18 protein-coding genes are annotated in these 18,808 nt (G+C 69.6%); 8 read left to right on the forward strand and 10 right to left on the reverse strand.

Features of this window, described 5'->3' with window-relative positions; translation table 11 throughout:
* Window positions 1-19: 19 nt before the first annotated feature.
* Window positions 20-814 (reverse strand): transporter substrate-binding domain-containing protein, encoded by a 795-nt coding sequence (locus tag ACFWIW_RS31515; RefSeq protein ID WP_378371815.1) that lies wholly within the window; start codon window positions 812-814, stop codon window positions 20-22.
* A complete protein-coding gene (locus tag ACFWIW_RS31520) occupies window positions 814-1,584 on the reverse strand; it encodes a DNA polymerase beta superfamily protein (protein ID WP_378371816.1) in 771 nt (256 codons plus the stop codon). Before ACFWIW_RS31520 ends, ACFWIW_RS31515 begins: the two co-directional genes overlap by 1 nt.
* Window positions 1,585-1,713: 129 nt before the next feature.
* Between ACFWIW_RS31520 and ACFWIW_RS31525 the strand changes: the two genes are divergently transcribed.
* Window positions 1,714-1,938 carry a PspC domain-containing protein gene (locus tag ACFWIW_RS31525; RefSeq protein ID WP_378371817.1) on the forward strand — a complete coding sequence of 75 codons (225 nt, stop codon included), beginning with the start codon at window positions 1,714-1,716 and terminating at the stop codon, window positions 1,936-1,938.
* Window positions 1,939-2,135: 197 nt separating this feature from the next.
* Window positions 2,136-3,830 carry a hypothetical protein gene (locus tag ACFWIW_RS31530; protein ID WP_378371818.1) on the forward strand — a complete coding sequence of 565 codons (1,695 nt, stop codon included), beginning with the start codon at window positions 2,136-2,138 and terminating at the stop codon, window positions 3,828-3,830.
* A gap of 385 nt (window positions 3,831-4,215) precedes the next feature.
* Here the strand turns inward: ACFWIW_RS31530 and groL are convergent, their stop codons facing one another.
* The 5 genes from groL to ACFWIW_RS31555 form a co-directional block, all read right to left on the reverse strand.
* The gene (gene groL / locus ACFWIW_RS31535; protein WP_037335595.1) at window positions 4,216-5,844 is read right to left on the reverse strand and encodes a chaperonin GroEL; all 1,629 of its coding nucleotides are present in this window, start codon (window positions 5,842-5,844) and stop codon (window positions 4,216-4,218) included.
* Between the two features lie 337 nt (window positions 5,845-6,181).
* Window positions 6,182-7,636, reverse strand: coding sequence for a serine/threonine-protein kinase (locus ACFWIW_RS31540; protein ID WP_378371819.1), 1,455 nt, complete (start codon window positions 7,634-7,636; stop codon window positions 6,182-6,184).
* A 56-nt stretch (window positions 7,637-7,692) separates the two neighbouring features.
* Complete coding sequence (locus tag ACFWIW_RS31545) at window positions 7,693-7,899, reverse strand: cold-shock protein (protein ID WP_005164266.1); 207 nt, start codon at window positions 7,897-7,899, stop codon at window positions 7,693-7,695.
* Between the two features lie 114 nt (window positions 7,900-8,013).
* Window positions 8,014-8,637 (reverse strand): AIM24 family protein, encoded by a 624-nt coding sequence (locus ACFWIW_RS31550; RefSeq protein WP_016337605.1) that lies wholly within the window; start codon window positions 8,635-8,637, stop codon window positions 8,014-8,016.
* 4 nt (window positions 8,638-8,641) lie between these two features.
* Complete coding sequence (locus tag ACFWIW_RS31555) at window positions 8,642-9,319, reverse strand: TIGR00266 family protein (RefSeq protein WP_061985035.1); 678 nt, start codon at window positions 9,317-9,319, stop codon at window positions 8,642-8,644.
* 75 nt (window positions 9,320-9,394) lie between these two features.
* Between ACFWIW_RS31555 and glp the strand changes: the two genes are divergently transcribed.
* Window positions 9,395-10,588, forward strand: coding sequence for a gephyrin-like molybdotransferase Glp (gene glp, locus ACFWIW_RS31560; protein WP_378371820.1), 1,194 nt, complete (start codon window positions 9,395-9,397; stop codon window positions 10,586-10,588).
* A gap of 15 nt (window positions 10,589-10,603) precedes the next feature.
* Here the strand turns inward: glp and ACFWIW_RS31565 are convergent, their stop codons facing one another.
* The gene (locus tag ACFWIW_RS31565; protein WP_378371821.1) at window positions 10,604-11,848 is read right to left on the reverse strand and encodes an MFS transporter; all 1,245 of its coding nucleotides are present in this window, start codon (window positions 11,846-11,848) and stop codon (window positions 10,604-10,606) included.
* Complete coding sequence (locus tag ACFWIW_RS31570) at window positions 11,845-12,408, reverse strand: ArsR/SmtB family transcription factor (RefSeq protein ID WP_378371822.1); 564 nt, start codon at window positions 12,406-12,408, stop codon at window positions 11,845-11,847. The genes ACFWIW_RS31565 and ACFWIW_RS31570 overlap by 4 nt, the downstream gene beginning before the upstream one ends.
* A gap of 180 nt (window positions 12,409-12,588) precedes the next feature.
* Here ACFWIW_RS31570 and ACFWIW_RS31575 point away from each other — a divergent pair, with 180 nt between their 5' ends.
* The 3 genes from ACFWIW_RS31575 to pssA all read left to right on the forward strand — a co-directional run bounded on the left by ACFWIW_RS31575 (window position 12,589) and on the right by pssA (window position 15,051).
* Window positions 12,589-12,870 (forward strand): GlsB/YeaQ/YmgE family stress response membrane protein, encoded by a 282-nt coding sequence (locus ACFWIW_RS31575; protein ID WP_378371823.1) that lies wholly within the window; start codon window positions 12,589-12,591, stop codon window positions 12,868-12,870.
* Between the two features lie 477 nt (window positions 12,871-13,347).
* Window positions 13,348-14,076: a phosphatidylserine decarboxylase gene (locus ACFWIW_RS31580; protein ID WP_378371824.1), complete on the forward strand. Its 729-nt coding sequence runs from the start codon at window positions 13,348-13,350 to the stop codon at window positions 14,074-14,076.
* A gap of 3 nt (window positions 14,077-14,079) precedes the next feature.
* On the forward strand, window positions 14,080-15,051 hold the full coding sequence (gene pssA / locus ACFWIW_RS31585; protein ID WP_378371825.1) for a CDP-diacylglycerol--serine O-phosphatidyltransferase: 972 nt from the start codon (window positions 14,080-14,082) through the stop codon (window positions 15,049-15,051).
* A 116-nt stretch (window positions 15,052-15,167) separates the two neighbouring features.
* Here pssA and ACFWIW_RS31590 read toward each other — a convergent pair whose 3' ends face one another.
* Window positions 15,168-15,803 (reverse strand): TetR/AcrR family transcriptional regulator C-terminal domain-containing protein, encoded by a 636-nt coding sequence (locus ACFWIW_RS31590; protein ID WP_378371826.1) that lies wholly within the window; start codon window positions 15,801-15,803, stop codon window positions 15,168-15,170.
* An 83-nt stretch (window positions 15,804-15,886) separates the two neighbouring features.
* On the opposite strand from ACFWIW_RS31590, the gene ACFWIW_RS31595 reads away from it, so the two are divergent.
* A complete protein-coding gene (locus tag ACFWIW_RS31595) occupies window positions 15,887-16,501 on the forward strand; it encodes a nitroreductase family protein (RefSeq protein ID WP_378371827.1) in 615 nt (204 codons plus the stop codon).
* Window positions 16,502-16,514: 13 nt separating this feature from the next.
* The gene (locus tag ACFWIW_RS31600; protein WP_378371828.1) at window positions 16,515-18,797 is read left to right on the forward strand and encodes an AAA family ATPase; all 2,283 of its coding nucleotides are present in this window, start codon (window positions 16,515-16,517) and stop codon (window positions 18,795-18,797) included.
* Window positions 18,798-18,808: the final 11 nt, after the last annotated feature.

Raw genomic sequence — 18,808 nt, forward strand, 5'->3', positions numbered from 1 at the left:
AAAGTGGTTCAAACCGATTTCAGCCGAGCCAGGGTTTCGCGATACGCGCGTAGGTGCCGTCGTTCAGCGCGAGATGCAGCCATTGGTCGGTCCACTCCTTGAACACGACGTCGCGCGGCAGGAGGTACGCCTTCTCCGAGAAGGTGAACGGCTCGTCGGGATGCACGGCGCACAACCGCGGATTCTGCTTCGCCTGCCAACGGGTCTCGGTGGCGTCGGTGATCATCAGGTCGGCCCGGCCCGCCAGGATTTCGGCGAAGATCGTGTTGTTGTCCGGATGCCGCACGATGGTCGCCTGCTTCAGGTTGGCGTCGGCGAACTGTTCGTTGGTACCGCCCGGATTCACGATCGCCCGCACCCCCGGCTGGTCGATCTGTTCCAGGGTCTGGAACCGCTTTTCGTTCTCGCACAAGGTGATCGGTGTCTTGCCGTCGCGAAGATAGGGAACCGTGTAGAAACCCTTCTTCGCGCGGTCCAGGGTCACCGAAACCCCGCCCATCGCCAGATCGCATTTCCGCCCGACGTCGTCGGCGATCGCCTTCCAGGTGGTCTGGACCAACTGGAGCCGGACGCCGAGCCGCCGGGCGAGGTCGCCCGCGAGATCGATGTCGATCCCGCTCCACGCACCCGCGGCGTCCCGATAGGTGAACGGCCGATAGTCCCCCGTCGAACACACGCGGATCTCGCCACGGGCCTGAACGACGTCCAGTCTGCTTCGCGCGCCTTGGCTTTCAGGCGCGGCACTGGCCGTGCCGATTCCCAGCACGGTCAGCACCGCGACCCCGAACGTGAGCGCTTTCGCCTTGATGGTCATCAAGGCATCTTCCACGCCCTGAGGTAAGCCCGCACCAGCCAAGCGTCGGCCCAATCCGCGTCCGGCTCCTCCGGCAGCGGCGACGCCCCGCGCACCAGCTCGTCGAGACGGTGCTCCAGCGACTCGGCCGCTTCGAGTGCTTCCTCGCGGGTTTTCTTGCCCTGCCTCAGATCCCGGAGCCAGCCGAGCCACGGTTCGGGGACCGGCAGCGTGATCCGGCCGGTCTCCAGCAGCTCCACGCCCTGCACGCCGAGCCGCACCATGTGCATGGCGAACTTCGTGTCGAAGCCGTACTTCTCGATCAGCTCCGGCCGTCCCGCCTTGCCCCGCAGGCCCAGCATCCGCTCGCGCTGGGCGCGGGAGTAGCCGAGGAACCGCAGCCCGGCCCGGCGCGAGACGATCCGGTGCGCGTGCTCGCGCAGTTCGGCGCCGAGCTCGTCGATCACCACGATCTCGGACTCGGGTACGAACAAGGGCAGCAGGACGGTCGGGTTCCCGTTGAGCGCTAGCCGCAGCCACTTGCGCAGCGAGTAGACGGTCAGATCGAGGTCACCGGGGCCGGATCGGACGCCTTCGGGCTGCGTGCGGAAGATGTACTGCTCGAACCGCTTCAGGCCGATCACGTGGTCCGGCGGCTCGACGCAGATGCCGAGCTCGTCCCGGTCGTCCTGGCCGGACACGGCGGTGCCGTGCAGCCCGGACCCGACCTGGCAGCGCAGGATCGTGCCCTGCTCGGCGATGGCGGCGAATTCGGGGCTGTCGTGTTTCACCGGACAAGTCATACCCGCGGGCCGGGGCGGCGGGCATCCGGTTTTCCGGCCCCTCAGGGTCGGATTCCAGGGTCGGGCCGGGGCCGTTCCCCGATGTGCCGGGGGTCGTTCCGGCGCGAACATGGAGCCATGACGAACAGCGTGTACACCCCCCAGGCCACCAAGAAGCTCTACCGCAGCCGCACCGACAAGATGCTCGCGGGCGTCGCCGGCGGCTGGGCCGCCTACCTCGGCATCGACGCCGCGATCCTGCGCATCGCCCTCGTGGCTGGCGTCTTCTTCACCGCCGGCTTCGCGATCCCGCTGTACGCCGCCGCGTGGCTTTTGACTCCGGAACAGCCGGGCGAATCCTGATCGGGGCGGACGCCGTGCGCAGGGGGCCCGGCGTCCGCCGGATCGCGTTTAGCCCGCTAAACGCGATCCGCCTGGGGAGAAGAAGGGCCCGGACACGGGGATGTCCGGGCCCTTTTCCGCTTTTCGCACGCGGGATCACGGCCATCCCGTTACACTTCCTCTGACTTTGTCACAGGGAGTGGGAAGCGGGGGCCTCCATGGCCGGGTATCTGAGCCTCAGCGAGTACAAGAGAATGCTCGACGGCGCGCTGGACGACTTCTGCGAGGCGCTCACCAAGCGCTGGATGGAAGACGCCGTCGACGCGATGACGCACCTCTCGCCCGCCGTCCCGTGCTCGGCGGAGCCCTGGGCCTGGCAGTGGCCAGCCGAATCCTACGGCCACCTCTCGGGCGCCGACGACTTCTGCGGATACCTGACCTGGGTCATGGACGGCAGGCACGGCCACTACAAGGACGTCCACTGCGACGGCTGGAACCCGCAGACCCAGAAGTACGTCGAGTGCCATGTCGAACGGAACCTCGCGCAGATCGAACGGCTGGCCTGGAACCGGCGGCAGGAGGTCGCCAAGTTCGTCCCGCAGCTGGAGGGACCCGACCTCGCGAAACTGGAGGCCGCCCACAACACGTTCCTGAACGTCGCCGGCAACCTCGGCTTCCAGGACAAGAACGGGCGGGTGGCCGAGCTGCTCGGTCAGGGCACGGTCGTCCGCAACGTCGAATGGCTGGCCGGTACGACCAGCGCGAACGAGGAATGGTTCATCGAGTGGACCGGACTCGCCGCCAAGGCCTTCCGTGAAGGGTTCTTCGCCTCGATCGCGCCGACCATGGCGCACCAGTCGCTCATCCTCGCCAGCCTGTCCACGCTCTACTCCGCCCGCGCCGCGACGATCCAGGCGACCCGGCTCAACATCGTCAAACGGCTCAACTGGGCCACCAAGAAGCTGGACGAGAAGGTCACCCTCAAGGTCTTCACCGCGGACGCGATCCTGGAGAAGGTCGACGGGGCGAAAACGCTCCACGGGATCGCGACCAATCTGCTGTCCGCGGGGGCGAAACTCAGCAAGGTCGTGAAAACCGTCGACGAGGCGGGCGGGAAGGTCCTCGGGCCGGTCGGCGCCGTCCTCGACCTGGCCGTTTTCGCCGGCGGGATCATCAAGGGACTCACCGTCGAACAGGACGCCATGTCCCTCCAGGACATCCTGCAGAAGCTCACCACCTCGATCCAAGACGAGCACAACGCCTTGTCCGGTCTCGAAGCCGACTTCGGCTCGAACGTGCTGGCCCTGCAGAAGGCGATCGCGGGGGTGCACAGCTACGAGCTGGAGCTCTACGACCTCACCGCGAACACGCTGCCGAACCAGACCGACCGCGCGAAGTACAAAGGGATCAGGGTCGAGGTCCACTTCCTGCTCCGCGTGGCGCAGACCTGCTTCGAAGCCGCCGAAGCCTATTCGGCGCAACTGCGGATCCTGTCCGACGCCGACGTCGCCGACCGGCACCTCGCTGGCCGCGATCAGCAGACCTGCACGGGCGACGACACGACTTTGGAGATCCGTGACGCCGTCGAGCAGTTCATGAGGACGAGCTGTGCCCGGTTCCTTGTCGCCGGCGAGCAGCTCAGGAAGGCGGCCGAAGCCTACGCGAGAGTCGACGGCGAGCTCTCGGACGACCTCCGGAAGCTGTTCGACGCCTGGGAAAGCGCCAACAAGGACCGGGTGAAGATCGACCCCAACCCCGAGACGGTCGAAAGGGAAAGCCCGGGCAAGGAGGCGGGCGGCACCGACCGGACGGGCCTCGAACCGAGGAAGCCCGCGGAGCCGAACTCCACCGACCCGTACGAGACGGACCGTCAGCGGCAAGGCCGCAAGTACGCGGTGGACGGGCAGTCGTAGGGCTCGGCACTCACCGGGGTCGTGAGCGCCGCCTCGGGCGAGGCAAGAGTGTCTTGCCCGAAGTCCGTGAGGGCCTCCTTGCCTACCCTGAAGGTAGTGAAGGAGGCCCTCACGGACTTCGGGCAAGGTGCACCAGCACGGCGTGAGGTTTAGCGTGCCGGGTCGACGATGCGGGAATCGGGACGTTGAGTGTCCCGATTCCCACATCGTCGAGGGGACGCTCGGTCTCGAAGCGTGATCGTTGATCAAGCTTGTACGACCCGTTTCGCAGCCGAGCGGGCGGCGAATACCGGTCGGCCGGAAACGCCACCGCCGCCCACGGCAAAGGAAAAGCCCGGACGCGCGAGGCGCGTCCGGGCTTTCCGGTGGTGCTACAGGCTCGAACTCAGAAGTCCATGCCGCCCATGCCACCGGACGGGTCGGCGGGAGCGGCCGAGGCCTTCTCCGGCTTGTCCGCCACGACGGCTTCGGTGGTCAGGAACAGCGCCGCGATGGAAGCGGCGTTCTGCAGCGCGGAGCGGGTGACCTTCGTCGGGTCCGGCACGCCGGCCGCGAGCAGGTCTTCGTACTCGCCCGTGGCGGCGTTGAGGCCGTGGCCCTGCGGGAGGGACTTGACCTTCTCCGCCACGACGCCGCCTTCGAGGCCGGCGTTGATCGCGATCTGCTTGAGCGGCGCCTCGACGGCGACCTTGACGATGTTGGCACCAGTGGCCTCGTCGCCCTCGAGCTTCAGACCGGCGAAGGCGGCCTCGGCGGCCTGGATGAGAGCGACGCCACCACCGGCGACGATGCCCTCTTCGACGGCGGCCTTGGCGTTGCGCACCGCGTCCTCGATGCGGTGCTTGCGCTCCTTCAGCTCGACCTCGGTGGCGGCACCGGCCTTGATGACGGCCACGCCGCCGGCCAGCTTCGCCAGCCGCTCCTGGAGCTTCTCGCGGTCGTAGTCCGAGTCCGAGTTGTCGATCTCGGCGCGGATCTGGTTGACGCGACCCTGGATCTGGTCGGCGTCGCCCGCACCCTCGACGATGGTGGTCTCGTCCTTGGTGATGACGGCCTTGCGCGCCTTGCCCAGCAGGGAAAGGTCCGCGTTCTCCAGCTTGAGGCCGACGTCCTCGGAGATGACCTGGCCACCGGTCAGGATCGCGATGTCCTGCAGGATCGCCTTGCGGCGGTCACCGAAGCCCGGGGCCTTGACGGCGACGGACTTGAAGGTGCCACGCATCTTGTTGACGATGAGGGTGGCCAGGGCCTCGCCCTCGACGTCCTCGGCGATGATCAGCAGCGGCTTGCCGGACTGGATGACCTTCTCCAGCAGCGGCAGGACGTCCTTGACGGTGGAGATCTTGGAACCGAAGAGGAGGACGTACGGGTCCTCGAGCTCGGCTTCCTGACGCTCCGGGTCGGTCACGAAGTAACCGGAGATGTAGCCCTTGTCGAAGCGCATACCCTCGGTGAGCTCGAGCTCGAGGCCGAAGGTGTTGCTCTCCTCGACGGTGACGACGCCTTCCTTGCCGACCTTGTCCAGCGCCTCGGCGATGAGCTCACCGATGGTGCGGTCCGCGGCGGAGATCGACGCGGTGGCGGCGATCTGCTCCTTGGTCTCGATCTGGACGGCGGCCTTGTGCAGCTGCTCGGTGATGGCCTCGACGGCCGCCTCGATGCCGCGCTTCAGGCTGATGGGGTCGGCCCCGGCGGCGACGTTGCGCAGACCCTCGCGGACGAGAGCCTGGGCGAGCACGGTGGCGGTGGTGGTGCCGTCACCCGCGACGTCGTCGGTCTTCTTGGCAACTTCCTTGACGAGCTCGGCCCCGATCTTCTCCCACGGGTCCTCGAGCTCGATCTCCTTGGCGATGGAGACACCGTCGTTGGTGATCGTCGGCGCGCCCCACTTCTTTTCGAGCACGACGTTCCGGCCCCGCGGGCCGAGGGTCACCTTGACGGCTTCGGCGAGGGTGTTCAAGCCGCGCTCAAGACCGCGGCGGGCGTCCTCGTCGAACGCGATCAGTTTGGCCATTGCGGTGTGGTCCTCCGGTATTGGGCGCCGCCGCACGCCTACTACAGCGCGGCGGCAGGACTCTTCCTCGGCCAGGCTCGGTGCCCGCGACGGACGACCCACCCGATCAAGGGTGCGGCCTCACCGTCCCGACCTTCAGGCGAGCGGTCGGTGACCGCTCTGCCTGGCACTCGACGGCGTCGAGTGCCAATGTCGTGTTTAGCACTCCCCAGGGGAGAGTGCAAGAACCGCAGGTCAGCGCGGTGGCGTGGCCGAAGGGGACCATGCCCGCATAAGACGCGGCGAAGGACGCTTTCGCCACGTCTCATGCGGTGAAAGCGTCCTTCGGCTCAGCTCGTCAGTTGCTCGGCTTGATCGGGATCGACGACGGCGGAGGCTTCAGCGACGAGCCGGGCGCCTGCGACTGGGAGCCGCCGGGCCCGACCGGGATGTTCGGCGCGGTGGTCTGCGGGCCGTTGCCGCCGCTCGAATCACTGAAGATGAGGATGGCGGCGACGATCGCGCCCGCGACCACGAGGGCGCCGACGACGATCCAGATCCACTTGGCGCCGCCGCCCTTCTTGGGCTGCTGCTGGAAACCGCCCTGCTGCGGCGGTGGCCCGTAGCCCGGAGGCGGACCCTGCTGGAACCCACCCTGCTGGAAACCCTGCTGCTGCTGCGGCGGCGGGCCGTAACCCGGGGGCGGACCCTGCTGGAAACCGCCTTGCTGGAAGCCACCCTGCTGCGGCGGTGGGCCGTAACCGGGCGGCGGGCCCTGCTGGGGCGGGCCTTGCGGCGGGGGACCCTGCGGTCCGGGTCCCTGCTGGCCGTAGCCGGGCTGCTGCTGTCCTCCGTACGGGTGCACGGGGCCCCCCTCTCCCTGTGGCGGCGTGTTCTGCCGTGGCGCCTGCTGCTGAACGGTCGCGGCCGCCGCCTGCCCGGGCGCGCCGGGAGGCTCGTTCGAGGTCGCGAGCGGACCGAGCGCGCGCCTGGCGGCCGCGATCATCTCAACACAGTTGGGGTAGCGATCGGCGGGATTCTTCGCCATTCCCTTCCGGACGACCTCGTCGATGCCGGCGGGCAGGCCGACGATCCGCGAGATGGCCGGGGGCTCGCCGTTCAGATGCCCCTTGATGACCGTCTGCACGTCGCCCTTGAAGGGCGGGCTGCCGGTCAGGCAGGCGTAGAGGACGCAGGTGAGCGCGTACTGGTCGGTGCGGCCGTCGAGCGGCTCGCCGCGCAGGTGCTCGGGCGCCGCGTACGTCGGCGAGCCGAGGAAGTCGCCACCTCGGGTCCGATGCCCGGTGGCGCCGCGGCGGGTCAGGCCGAAGTCGGCGACGTAGACGTGCTCGCGCGAGGTCTCCTTGCTGGTGACCAGTACGTTCGCCGGTTTGACGTCGAGGTGCACGAGACCCCGGTTGTGCAGGGTGTCGAGCGCGTCGGCGACCTGGTCGAGCATGTTCAGCGCGCGGGCGGGCGCGATCGGGCCGCCGGAGATCAGCCCGGCGAGGTCGCCGCCGTCGACCATCCGCATGGCGATGTAGAGCATGCCTTCGAGCTCGCCGAAGTCGTACAAGGGCACGACGTTGGCATGGTCGATCGCGGACGTGTTCCGCGCCTCGTCGACGAAGCGTTCGCGGAATTCGGCGTCGGCCCCTAGGTGGTCACCGATGACCTTCAGTGCCACCTTGCGTCCGAGCCGCACGTCCGTGGCCTTGTAGGTCACGCTCATGCCGCCCTTGCCGAGCACGCCGTCGATGCGGTAGTTGCCCAGCCGGCGACCCGTCAGGTCCCCCGACTCATCGCCTGTCACGCAGCGAAGCCTAACGCGCCAGTTCCGGGCGCCGCCGGGGGTCGCCCGAAGTCTTCCTAGGAGACCTTGCGTACGTCCGCGGCCTGACTCCGCCCGTCACGGCCGGACTGGACTTCGAATTCCACCCGATCACCCTCGTCGAGCGTCCGGAATCCGTCGGCCTGAATGGCCGAGTAGTGGACGAAGACATCGGGCCCTTCGGTGGATTCGATGAATCCGTAGCCCTTTTCCGAGTTGAACCACTTGACGGTGCCGACTGCCACGGCGCACTCCCTCAGCACAGGATCCGTCGGCCTTCTCTGCCCCGGCCGGCGGTTTCGAGTGCAGTTCACGCTACCCGAATTACCGGCGTCGGCAATGCTCAATTCGTCCGAAGGTCATCCGCGGGAAAGCCGCCTATTGCGCGCTTGCACGAGGACGCGTCCTGGTCCCGCGAAGTCCAGCGCGAGCCCTTCGCCGGTGCGGACCGACTGCGGACCGGACTGGTCGACCGCGCGGAGACGGCACTGCACGGTGTCCGGGTAGGCCAGCAGGAAGTCCGGCCGCACGGTGACGAGTTCGCCCGCGGTGAGTTCGAAGGCGTCGACCGGGCCCTGCGCGGCCAGTACGAGCGGGCCGCTTCCGCTGTAGTGCTCCAGGAAACCGGAATCGGCGCCGAAGAGCTTCTGCAGCGGCGCCCAGCCGGGGTCGTGCCGGACGGTGGCCGGCCGCGCGAGGATCGCGTCCCGGCTCACGCACCAGCCTCCGCCGCCGGTGAACTCCAGCGGGTAGACGTCGCCCGCGGCCAGCGGCGCGAAGTCGATCCAGCCGCCGCCCTCCGGCGCGTTGAACACCGACGGGGCGGCCTTGCCCGCCCGCGAACCACCGCGGGACGGCACGGTTTCGGTGATGCCGAAACTGCTGGCCAGCATGGTGTCCCCGGCGGCCTGGACGGCCTCGCCGGGGGACAGCAGCACGCGTGCGACCCCGAAGTTCGGGGTGTGCCTCGTCTGGACCCGCATGCGGTCAGCGGGAGGGGACCTGGGCGATCACCCAGGCGGACAGCGCCGACGGGTTGCGGGTCTGGGTGAGCAGCTGGCCAGGCCCGGCGAAGTCGAAGACGAGGCCTTCACCGCTCTTCATCGACTGGATGACGCCGGTGGCGACCTTGCGGATCTGGTACTGCACGGTGTCGGCGAACGCGACGACGTGCCCGGTGTCGATGGTGATCACCTCGCCCTGCTGCAGGGTGACCGTCTCCAGCGCGCCGTAGCAGGCCACGACGAGCGGGCCCTGTCCCGTCGCGTGCGTCAGGAAACCGCCCTCGCCGCCGACGAGGTTCTTGAGCCCGCCCCATTTGGTCTCGGTCTGCACGCCGTGCGACGACGCGAGCCACGAACCGCGGGTGACGCACCAGCCGGTGCGGCCGTCGAGGTTGATGATCTGCATGTCGCCGGGCAGGTTCGCGGCGACGTCGACCCAGCCGCCGTTCTGCGGCGCGGTGTACGTGGAGATGAAGAAGGACTCGCCGGAGAGGAAGGCGCGGCCGAGGCCCTTCATGATGCCGCCCTGCGCCTGGGACTGGACCTGCACGCCGTAACTCGTCGCCATCATCGCGCCCGACTCGACCTGCGCCGGTTCCCCCGGGGCGAGCATGAGCCTCGCCACCGCGAACGATGGCTGGTGACGGATCTGAACCTGCATGTCTTCTTCTCCCCGGATGGTCGTTGTGACGCGCAGAGTCTTGCATGCGGGGCCCGAGGCGGGAGGATGGTCCGCGTGATCTCCGTCGACGCCCACCGTGAGACCGTCACCGGCCTGCTCGGAAACGCCCCCGTCATCCGCCTACCGCTCGCCTCCGCCGCCGGGCTCGTGCTCGCCGAGGACGTGCGCGCGGGGGTTTCGCTGCCGCCGTTCGACAATTCCGCGATGGACGGTTACGCCGTCCGCGCGGCCGACGTCGCCGAAGCGCCGGTGACGCTCCCTGTCGCCGAAGACATCCCCGCGGGCCGGGTCGACAGCACGAAGCTGGAGCCGGGCACCGCGCACCGGATCATGACCGGCGCCCCGCTGCCGCCCGGCGCCGACGCGGTGGTGATGGTGGAGCACACGGACGGCGGTGTGACAGACGTCCGAATTCTCAGGACAGCCGTCCCAGGCGCGCATATCCGGCGTCAGGGCGAAGACGTCGTCGAGGGCACGGTGGCACTTTCCGCGGGGACGGTGCTGGGCCCGGCTCAGCTGGGTCTCGCGGCGGCCGTCGGGCTCGCCGAGGTTCCCGTGTACCGGCCGTTGAAGGTGCTCGTGGTGTCGACCGGGACCGAACTCGTCGACGCGCCGGAACCGTTGCGGCACGGGCAGATCTACGAGTCGAACAGCATCATGCTGGCGTCCGCGATCCGCGCGCTCGGCTGCGAGGCCGAGGTCGTGCGCAGTGTGGTCGACGACGTCGAAGAATTCCGCTCGGTGATCGAGCCTCGGCTGGCGGACGTCGATCTGCTGGTGACCTCGGGCGGGGTGAGCGCGGGGGCGTACGAAGTGGTGAAGGACGCGCTGACCGGGCAGGGCGTGGAGTTCCGGAAGGTCGCGATGCAGCCGGGCGGCCCGCAGGGCTGCGGGCGCTGGAACGGCGTGCCGGTGGTGACGCTGCCGGGCAATCCGGTGAGCGTGCTCGTGTCCTTCGAAGCGTTCCTGCGGCCGGCCTTGCTCGCGGCGATGGGGCACACCGGGGTCGATCGGCAGAAGGTGCGGGCACGGCTGACCGAGGCGATGACCTCCCCCGCCGGACGGCGCCAGTTCCGGCGGGGCTTCTACACGCATTCCGAGGGCGAGGTCACCGGGATCGTCGGTCCGCGCGGCGGCCCGGGATCGCATCTGCTGGCGTCGTTCACGCAGGCGAACTGCCTGATCGTGCTGCCGGAGGACGTGGATTCGGTCGAGCAGGGCGACGAGGTGGACGTCCTCCTGCTCTGACCCGCGTTTAGCGGGCTAAACGCGATCCGCCGGGAAATCGCGGCACCGGCCGACGGGCGTGAACAGCAGGACGAAGACGGCGACGACCTCCAGCCCGGCCATCAGGCCCAGCGTCTGCCGCACGCCTGCCGTCTCACCGAGGATCCCGCCGAGCAGGCCGCCGAGCGCGATCGCGCCGAAGCTGAGCACCGACGAGCTGGCGGTGACCCGGCCGAACATCGCCGCCGGGACGTAGCGCTGTTTGAAGGTGGCGTTGAGGACGTTCGAGCCGACGACGCCCGCGCTGACCGAGAACCCGGCGGCGACGAAGAAGGCGAGCCCCCAGCCGCCGTTCGCCAGCGGGCCGAGCAGCATCATCAGCGCGCCGAAGGCCTCACAGAGCACGAAGGCCCGCGCGGTGCCGATGCGCGCGGCGAGTTTGCCGGACAGCGCGGCGCCGAAAACGCCTCCCGCGCCGACGAGTGCGAGCACCAGCCCCGCGGCGCCCTCTCCGACGCCGAGATCGCGGACGAGGAACACGACCTCGATCGACTGGTACCCCATGAGCGCGACGTTCGAGATCGCGCCGAAGACCGCCAGGACGCGCAGATACGGGTCGTGGACGAGGAAAACGAGGCCGTCGCGGATCTCGTCCCGCAGCCGTGACCGCGTCTTCGCCGGGCGTTCGGGTTCCCGGTGCCGGATGGATCGCAGGCACAGCACGGAGATCCCGAAGCTGACGGCGTCGGCGAACACCCCGGCGACGGCGCCGAACCAGTGCGCCAGCAGCCCGGCCAGCCCCGGCCCGCCGATCTGCGCGGCGGATTCGCTGCCCTGCAGCTTCTCGTTGGCTTCCTGCAGTTGGTCCTTCTCGACCAGCGAAGGCAGGTACGCGCGATACGCGACGTTGAAGAACACCTTCGTCACGCCGCCCGCCAAGGCGACGACGATCAGCTGCGTCATCGTGAGCAGGCCGGACCACGCCGCGACCGGGACGCTCAGGAACACCAGCATGGAAATGCCGTTGCACACGAGCATGACCGGGCGTTTCGGCCGCCGGTCGACCCAGGCGCCGGCGGGAAGGCCGATCAGCAGCCACGGCAGCCAGGCGGCCGCGGTCAGCAGCCCGACCGCGAACGTGCTCGCCTGCAGAGTGACCACCGCGACGAGCGGCAGCGCGACGACGGCGATGGAACTGCCGAGCACACTGGTCGTCTCGCCGGTCCACAGGAGCCGGAAATCCCTTGAACGCAGCAGACCGCCGCGTTCGCGGGTGGTCACGGGCGGGCCGGGACGGCGCGGGCGGAGATGAAGACGGGACGGCGTTCCTGGCCGTCGTCCGGGGTCTCACGGCCACTGTAGGACTTGATCAGCTCGTTGACCTTCTCTTCGAGCTCGGCCAGCTCGGCGACCGACATCTTCGCCCAGCTGTCGGTGGCGAAGGCGGCGCGATGCCATTCCTCCGGATAGCTGTCGCGTTCGGCGAACCATTGGCGCGCCATGGAAACCTGGCGTTCGAGGGCGAGGGATTCGGCGGCGGCCGCGACCGGGTCGTCGGGGAAGTCCGAAGGCGACCAGGAAACCGCGTACCCCACGCGGCGCCACCAGCGCTCACGGCGGTCACGGGCGAGTTCCGGCGCTTCCTCGACCAGATCGCCGGCGGCCAGCACCTTCAGGTGGTGACTGACGTTCCCGACCGCCTGCCCGGTCCGCTCGGCGAGCACGGAAGCCGTGCACGGGCCGTCGAGGCGGAGGACGTCGAGCAGACGGCGCCGCAGCGGATGCGACATCGCGGCGAGCACCTTCGAATCGTGGACTTCACGCACTTCACGATCTGCCATAACGCACAACAGTAGTTGCACAAGACTTCTTGTACAAGTCCTCTTGTGCTGCCACCCGGGGTGTGGTGTCCCTTTCCAAGTACGTGAAGGCCAGCAGAAAGGCGCCGGGAAGGCGTGGGTCCGGGTGGTCGTGCAACGCGCCACCGGGCCGACCCACGCAGTCCACGTAGCCTCGACGGCATGGGTTTCTTCTCGTGGATCGTGTTCGGCGCCATCGCGGGATGGCTGGCCAATGTCGTGGTGGGCGGCCCGGACCGGCGGGGCGGCTGCCTGTTCAGCATCCTGATCGGCGTGCTCGGCGCGGCCCTCGGCGGTTTCATCTACCGCCTCGCCACCGGCACCGAGCGGACCTTCGAGTTCGACTTCCCCAGCTTCGGCGTCGCCATTCTCGGTTCGATCGTGCTGCTCGCCCTGCTGCGGCTGGTGCGCGGCTCCGGGCGGCGCGATTCGTATCGGCGGTGATCAACGGAGTAACCGTTGGTAACGGTTTTCTCGCGACCGGTGATCATCGGCGCGCGGCGAACTAGAGTGGGATGTTCGATCGGTTCCAGTGCCCGCGTCCGGTCGCATGTGCCGTCGGGGGGCATATGCGCCCGGACGCGCGTGCCTCGGCGATGACCGAGACGGCGCGCACGGGGTCGATGAGCGAAGGCATCGGCGCCGCCGAAATGTCCCTCTTCCAGGCACGGAACAGCTCGGCGAGTCGCTCGCCTGCGGGGTCCGGGCTGGCGGGCATTCGAGAGTCCTCAAGGTCTGCGATCGGCGTCAATTACCTAGAGTTATCGCGTATTTCGACCTTCCGTTACCGGGATGTGGCCGCTCCCACCCGGCGCGGGGAAACCCTTCCGGGGGAGGCCACGGCCCGGCTCCGGACAGGGCGGTAGCGTGGTGGCTCTTCCTGTCCCGACCCCCCGACACGAACTGCGGTGAACCCGACCAATGAGCGGCAACCGGCCGGAAGCCACTGGTAATCCCCTCGCGCACGCCGTGAAGCTGGCCCGCGAGACCGTTCCGCCGATGCACCCGGCCGGCAGGCCGTTCGTGTTCGGCGGTCTCGCCGCGACGCTGGTGCTGCGGAGGTTCTCCAAGCGCCTCGGCGTCGTCGGCGCGCTCGCGACGGCCGCCACGGCCGCGTTCTTCCGTGAGCCCAAGCGTGTCCCGCCCGCTCAGCCCGGCCTCGCGGTCGCGTCGGCGGACGGTCTGGTCTCGCTGATCGAAGAGGCCGTGCCGCCGCCCGAGCTGGGGCTGTCCGCCGAACCGCGGATGCGGGTGAGCGTGTTCCTGTCGGTGTTCGACGTGCACGTCCAGCGGGTCCCGGCTTCCGGTGTGATCGAGCGGGTCGCGTACCGGCCGGGGAAGTTCCTGTCGGCGGACCTGGACAAGGCGAGCGACGACAACGAGCGCAACTCCGTGCTCATGCGCACCGACGACGGTCACGAGCTCGTCGTGGTGCAGATCGCGGGCCTGGTGGCCCGGCGCATCCTCTGCGAGATCCGCGAGGGTGACAAGGTCGGCGTCGGCGCGACGTACGGCATCATCCGCTTCGGCTCGCGAGTCGACCTGTACCTGCCGCCGGGCAGCAAGGTTCTCGTCTCGAAGGGCCAGCGCACGATCGGCGGCGAGACGCCGATCGCCGAGCTGCCCACGGCGCCGCACCCGGAAGGCTGATCCATGGTCCGCGTGACCACTCCCGGCGTGCGGCTGCTGCCGAACGCCATCACGGTGCTCGCCCTGTGCGCCGGTCTGTCGTCGGTGCAGTTCGCGCTGATCGGCAACTATCCGATGGCGATCGCGTCGATCGGGATCGCCGCGGTGCTCGACAGTCTCGACGGCCGGATCGCGCGGCTGCTGGACGCGACGTCGAAGATGGGGCAGGAACTCGACTCGCTGTCCGACGGCATCTCGTTCGGTGTCGCGCCCGCGCTGGTGCTGTACGTCTGGCACGCGGAGGGCGAGCGGATCGGCTGGGTGGCGTCGCTGATCTTCGCGGTCTGCATGATCCTGCGGCTGGCGCGGTTCAACACGCTGATCGAGGACACCGAGCAGCCGCCGTACGCGGGCGAGTTCTTCGTCGGTGTGCCCGCGCCCGCCGGTGGCCTGCTGGCGATGCTGCCGCTGATCCTGGAGCTGCAGTTCGGGCAGGGCTGGTGGTCGCACCAGTACGTGGTGTGGGTGTGGACGATCGCCGTCGCCGCGCTGCTGATCAGCCGGATCCCGACGCTTTCGCTGAAGACGGTGAAGGCGCCGCCCAAGGCGATCGCGCCGCTTCTGGTCGGGGTCGGCCTGCTGGCCGCCGCGATCATCCAGTTCCCGCTGGTGGCGCTGGCGATCGCGCTGGTGCTGTACCTGGCGCACATCCCGTACTCGGTGTACCGGCACCGCTGGCTGGCGAAGCATCCGGAGGCGTGGATGGCGCCCCCGCGGGAACGGCGCGCGATCCGGCGTCGTTCGAGCCGCCGCCGTCTCGGCCTGCGGCCGCCGCTGCGGCGTGTGGTGGCGGGTGCCGCTCAGCGCGTCCGGCTGCAGCGGGGCGAACAGCATGTCGCGCGCGCTCCGCGCACCATCAGCACCGACAAGGACCGCGACAACGGCCGGGGCCCGCGGCGCCGCTCATGGCGGCGGATCGGCCTGCGGAAACGCTGACGGTTGGGGGGTCGTGAGTGGCAAGGGTGGTTCTAACCCTCTTTACCACTCACGACCACCTCGACTGTCCCTTATGGACATCCTCGCGACCCCGCCAGGCGAACCCAGCGCCGAAGTCACGCAACCGAAGCGCGCAGCCCGCCGATCACCAGGTCCAGCTGGAACTCGAAGTCCCGCAGGCAGTCGCCCTCCAGCAGTGACGGCAGCGCCCGGTGCAGCGAGGGCAGCCCGTCCGCGGTCACCGATCGCTGGAACCACGCCACCACCGGCTCGGCCCGCTCCGACGGGTCCGGGACACCGGAAAGCCCCACCGTCTCGGTCAGCACCGCGCCGAACACCAGCCCGATCAGCGACCGGTAGCCCCGCGCGGCGCCGCGTTCGTCGAACCCGGCGTCCAGCAGCGCCGAGAACATCGCGTCGATGAACTTCAGCGCGCCGGCCGAACGCGGGTTCGCCGCGTCGGTCGCCAGCGCCCGCACCACCACCGGATGCCGCGAAAAGGCCGTGTACAGCCCATGGGTCAGCGCCCGCAGCCGCTCGTCCCAAGGTCCGGGTCCGGGCAGCGGCACACTCTCGAACACCCTCGCCGTCAGCCCGTCGAGCAGGTCGCCCTTGTTCGCGACGTGGTTGTAGAGCGACATCGCCTCCACGCCGACGTCGGCGGCCAGCTTCCGCATCGACAGTCCGGCCAGCCCATGCTCGCCCGCCAGCCGCAACGCGGCGTCGAGCACCTTCTCCCTGCTCAGCGCCATGTCCCCCAGTTTACCGGCACCCCCTTACGTCGTAAGTACTTACATCGTATGCTTACGCCGTAAGCCACCTGGAGGGATAGGTAATGGACACCGAAACGCTGCTCACCACCACCCGCTCGGTCCGCCGCAAACTCGACCTCGAACGGCCGGTCGGGGAAGGAGTTCTCGAAGACTGCGTCCGCATCGCGCAGCAGGCGCCCGCCGCGGGGATGCTGCTCGACGCCCAGCGCTGGGTGATCGTCCGCGACCCGGAGCTGCGCGAAGAGATCGCGGAGATCGTCCGGGCGGAAGCCATTCCGACCATGGCGGAGTACGGCCACCTGGCGAGCGAGGCCGTCATGCGGTCGGCCCGCCACCTCGTCGACAACCTCGGCCGCGTCCCCGCCCTCGCGATTCCGTGCATGGTCGGCCGCCCGCCGGAGGATCCCGTCGTCCAGAACGGCTACTACGGCTCGGTGTACCCGGCGATCTGGAGTTTCCAGCTCGCACTGCGGTCGAAGGGGCTCGGCAGTTCGATCTGCGCCTACCACCTGCCGGCGCGGGAGGCCGAAGTCGCGAAGCTGCTCGGAATCCCGGATGACGTCGCGCAGATCAGCCTGCTCGCCGTCGCGTACACGACCCAGCGCGACTTCTCCCCGGCCGCCCGGCGACCCGCCGGGGAGATCCTGTCCTTCGACCGCTGGGAACGGTCCGCGTAGATAGGGTGGCGGGGTGAGCGCACCCCAGATCACGCTGACCGTCCGGCACACCCCGTCCGCGTTGGACTCCCGCCGCGGCGTCGTCCGGCTGCACCCCGAAGTCCTCGACGCGCTGGGTCTGATGGCCTGGGACGCCGTCCGCGTCACCGGCGCACGGGTCAGCTCCGCGCTGGCCGCCCCGTCGGACGCCGAGGGGATCCCGGGCGTGATCCTCCTCGACGACGTCACGATGTCGAACCTCGGCGTGACCGAAGGTTCGGAGGTGGTCGTCGCGCCGGCGGAGGTGTCGGCCGCGAAAACGGTCACCGTGGCGGGCTCGCGTATCGCGAGCGTGTCGCTCTCCCCGCACACCCTGCGGCTCGCCCTGATCGGCAAGGTGCTGACCGTCGGCGACGCCGTTTCCCTGCTCCCCCAGGATCTCGCGCCCGCGCCGGGCTCCGACGTCTCCGCGGTCCGCGGCCAGCTTTCCCGCGCCATCGGCATGACGTGGACGAACGAGCTGCTCACCGTCACCGCCACCGAGCCATCGGGACCGGTGGCCGTCGGACCGTCCACTGTGGTCAGCTGGCGCGGCGGCGCCCGCACCGGCGAGGCCGCGCCCGCCGCCGCTCCGGCCCGCGCCGGGACGACGCTGGTACGCAGCACGCCCGCCACCCCGCACGAGGATTTCATCGACGCGGAGATCGTCGAAGACGAACGCGTCGACGACGAGGTGGCCGAGGAATCCGTGCCTCCCTTGTCCGACCTCGCCGGCTCCGAAGCGGCCGCGCGCAAGCTCGCCGAATGGTTCGACCTGGCCTTCCACCGCCCGGAGCTACTGGCGAAGCTCGGGACGTCGGCGCATCTCGGGGTCCTGCTGTCCGGGCCGGAAGGCGTCGGGAAGGCGACACTCGTCCGCGCGGTGGCGCAGGCCGAGAAGGTGCGGGTGGTGTCGCTCGCGGCGCCGAACATCGCCGTCCTCGAACCGAACGTCGCCGCCGCGCGCCTGCGTGAGGCGATCGAGCAGGCCACCCGCGACGAAGACCCCGCCGTCCTGCTGATCACCGACATCGACGCGTTGCTGCCCGCCTCCCAGCCGCCGCCGCTCGCGACGGTCGTCCTCGACGACCTGCGCAAAGCCTTGCGCAACAAGGGTTTCGCCGTGGTCGCCACCACCGGCCGGGCCGAGTCCACCGATCCGAGGCTGCGCGCCGCCGACCTGCTCGACCGCGAACTCGGCCTGCCGCTCCCGGACTCGAAGACCCGCACGGAACTGCTGCGTGTGCTCCTGCGCGAAGCCCCGCTGGAGTCCGGCGTCGACGTCGGCCCGATCGCCGAGCGCACCCCCGGCTTCGTGGCCGCGGACCTCATCGCGCTCCGTCGCGACGCCGCTCTCCGCGCCGCGCTGCGGCAGCGTGACGTCGACGAACCTCGGATCTCCCAGCAGGATCTGCTCGACGCGCTGACCACCGTCCGCCCCATCTCGATGTCCACTTCGGACAATCTGGCCACCGGTGGGCTGACGCTGGACGACGTCGGCAACATGACCGACGTCAAGCAGTCGCTCACCGAGGCGGTGCTCTGGCCGCTGCGCTACCCGGACTCGTTCGCGCGCCTCGGTGTCGATCCGCCGCGTGGCGTGCTCCTGTACGGGCCGCCGGGCGGCGGCAAGACGTTCCTGGTCCGCGCGCTCGCCGGCACCGGCGCGCTGAACGTCTTCGCGGTCAAGGGTGCCGAACTGATGGACAAATGGGTCGGCGAGTCCGAACGCGCGGTGCGGGAACTGTTCCGCCGTGCCGCCGAGGCCGCGCCGTCGCTGATCTTCCTCGACGAGATCGACGCGCTCGCCCCGCGCCGCGGTCAGTCCTCGGATTCCGGTGTGTCGGACCGCGTCGTCGCGGCCCTGCTGACCGAATTGGACGGTGTCGAGCCGATGCGCGAGGTCGTCGTCCTCGGCGCGACGAACCGGCCGGAGCTGGTCGACCCGGCCCTGCTGCGGCCGGGACGGCTGGAACGCCGCGTCTACGTCCCGCCGCCGGACGCGCACGCCCGTGAGGCGATCCTGGCCGCCAGCGCCAAGAACACCCCGCTGGCGTCCGATGTGGACCTCGCGGCGTATGCGGCCACTTTGGACGGTTACTCGGCGGCGGACTGCGCGGCGCTGATCCGGGAGGCCGCGCTGACCGCGATGCGGGAGTCGCTGGAGGCCAAGGAGGTCACCGCCGCGCATCTGGCGCAGGCGGCCAAGGCCGTGCGGCCTTCGCTCGACCCGGCCCAGCTCGCGGCGCTGGAGGCCTACGCACAGACCCAGGTCTGAGAACGCGGAAA

Origin of the sequence: Amycolatopsis sp. NPDC058340 (assembly GCF_042723975.1) — a bacterium.
Taxonomy (GTDB): Bacteria; Actinomycetota; Actinomycetes; order Mycobacteriales; family Pseudonocardiaceae; genus Amycolatopsis.